This window comes from Mesorhizobium sp. M0166, from assembly GCF_040322255.1.
In the GTDB taxonomy this organism is placed as follows: domain Bacteria; phylum Pseudomonadota; class Alphaproteobacteria; order Rhizobiales; family Rhizobiaceae; genus Mesorhizobium.
The window spans coordinates 1-2152 of record NZ_JAMYTD010000095.1 but is presented as its reverse complement, the minus strand read 5'-3'; the positions used below and the strand labels follow the sequence as shown (position 1 = coordinate 2152).

The following is a 2152-nucleotide window of genomic DNA, read 5'->3' as shown; positions in this document are numbered from 1 at the left end:
GGAACGCTACTACGCCATGTTGGATGAACCAGCCATAGCCGCGTGACTCAAACGAAACGGCCTCCGGAAAACCCGGGGCGGTTCATCCCCGATGACGGCGAAACGCGAGATGACTGCATTCGCCGCTTCCGCCAGCAACATAGTGTCCCGATCCTCCAGGCTCTCAAGGCATGGCTCGACGACATCGCCCCAAAAGTCTTGCCGGACAGCAAGCTCGGCGACGCCGTCTCCTACACCCTGAACCAATGGGGATATCTGACTCGTTACACCGAGGACGGCAGCATGCCGATCGACAACAATCTTCTCGAGCGTGACATCAGAATCTTTGCCACTGGCCGGAAAAGTTGGCTGTTCAGCGATACCGTCGACGGAGCCAGGGCCAGCGCCGTCATCTACAGCCTGATGTTGACCTGCCGCGCCTGTGGCGTCGAGCCGTTAGCGTGGCTGCGCCACGTCCTCACTGAACTACCTCAGCGCCCCGAGAACGCAGCCATCGAGGATCTGCTGCCCTTCAACTTCGCCAAAGTAACAGCAGCCTGATCAGACCAGATACCGTTCCCGATTCGAAGGCTATCCGTCGAAAGCCCCCGCGTCAACGTGCAGCGAAAATAGCGCTTACGATCAAACCAATGCGGAAATCGAAAGACTGAAGTTGCGCTTCGCAGAGGAGTTGCAGCGCGCCCAGAACAAGAGTGAAGCGCTCATAGCCACGACGCGCATCCAAGAGCGCGCGGCTTATGCGATTGACAGTCAACAAGTCGGCCAAGAGTTGCTCAAAATAATAGCGGCCATTGACGTCCTGCTGGCACAGGAAAAGGAAATCGTCGTCGAACGCTTTGTAGTTAACAAGAACGTCGCTCGCTTCTCTGATTAGTTCGACACATTCGTTGAGGTTGAAACAGATCATCTGGACAGCTTGGTGCAGCTGTTGAGTGCAACCACGGCCGGGGACTCTCAGTCACGGGAGGCTGCGCTCGAGGCGTTGAAACTTGCCAAGGTTCAGCAGGAGAAGGACATCAAGGAGGCCCGCGGGTACCTCAAATCGGCCCTTTCAAGCGCGAAATCAAATTCAGTGGCTCGCGCTATGGTCACCCTGAGCAATATACGCAATCAGCTGGTTCTGCTGCTTGAGGGCAGGCGCGGGAAGCTGCGGGAGCTAGTCGACTCGATGGCGGCTGAAGATCGAGCCAGGAGAGTGCTTTGCGCACCTCCGTATGTCCTGACGGTGGCATGCAAGGAGATCCACACTGAGTGTCGCTATTATTCTGCAGACCCGGCGTCGCCACTGCCTTGCGGTGATCTCGTCTACCTTAATATGTTTCCAATCGAGGCTATTCAACAAATCTACAACAACCTTGAAACCTATGCGCAAAAATGCGGATTTATTTGTCAAATTGGGGTGATTACGTCGACAAAACCTATCTCAGAGAGTGCTTTTCGGTCACCTGAAGAGATATTCGGAGACGAACTGCTGCCATCACATCTGCTTCCCAAGGAGTTCCTCATCCAGCAAGGCTGGGCGATGTTGCTCACTATCAGAAGCGTCTTTTTGAGGCGCTCGACTACCTCAGCATCTTTGAATTTGCCGAAGACCGAGACGAAGCAACTAGAACGCAGATAAGGACGGTGGAAGGGTGGCGTCCGATTGTCGAGTTCTGGATTTCCGGATTGGATACCGCTGCGGGTGGAGTGGGCGGCTGCAGCGAGCTCCCTCCCATAGTTCGTAAGAAACTGCGACTGCTAATGGCCGCAATTGCTGCGATAGAGCGATTTGGCGACGCGCTAACCAACGGGGATGCTTCGGTCTCTGGTAACCCGAAGACACTTGAGGCGTTGCAGAAGCTCACTCAGGACTTCTGAGATCCTCAACTCGGAGGCTTCGACATCTACCAGACTGAAAAGGAAGCATTGCTCCATTTCCATGCATTTCCGCGACGCTTGGTGCCGGACGTTCGCCTCCGGACATGAGGCGTCAATTAGCTCAACAGAGCGACCAGTCCACATTGATTCCGTGCCGCGCGTGACGGGGATCCCGCTCAGTGTCACCGGCCGACGAATCATCGTGTAAGAGCCTGAATCAAAAAGAGTGTTTTGATATCAACTTCTTGCGAGCCTGCGGGTGAGCAGGCGAATGTGAGCGACGTATATCCAG

Annotated in this window: 2 protein-coding genes and 1 pseudogene; 2 read left to right on the top strand and 1 reads right to left on the bottom strand. The window is 55.1% G+C overall.

The window, feature by feature from the left end; all coding sequences use genetic code 11:
* Positions 1–87: 87 nt before the first annotated feature.
* Positions 88–540 (top strand): annotated as a pseudogene (locus NKJ46_RS34530) (IS66 family transposase); the annotation flags it as partial.
* A gap of 52 nt (positions 541–592) precedes the next feature.
* On the opposite strand, the gene NKJ46_RS34525 reads toward NKJ46_RS34530, so the two are convergent.
* Complete coding sequence (locus tag NKJ46_RS34525) at positions 593–907, bottom strand: hypothetical protein (protein ID WP_352671798.1); 315 nt, start codon at positions 905–907, stop codon at positions 593–595.
* 12 nt (positions 908–919) lie between these two features.
* On the opposite strand from NKJ46_RS34525, the gene NKJ46_RS34520 reads away from it, so the two are divergent.
* Positions 920–1621, top strand: a complete 702-nt coding sequence (locus tag NKJ46_RS34520; RefSeq protein ID WP_352671796.1) for a hypothetical protein — start codon at positions 920–922, stop codon at positions 1619–1621.
* Positions 1622–2152: the final 531 nt, after the last annotated feature.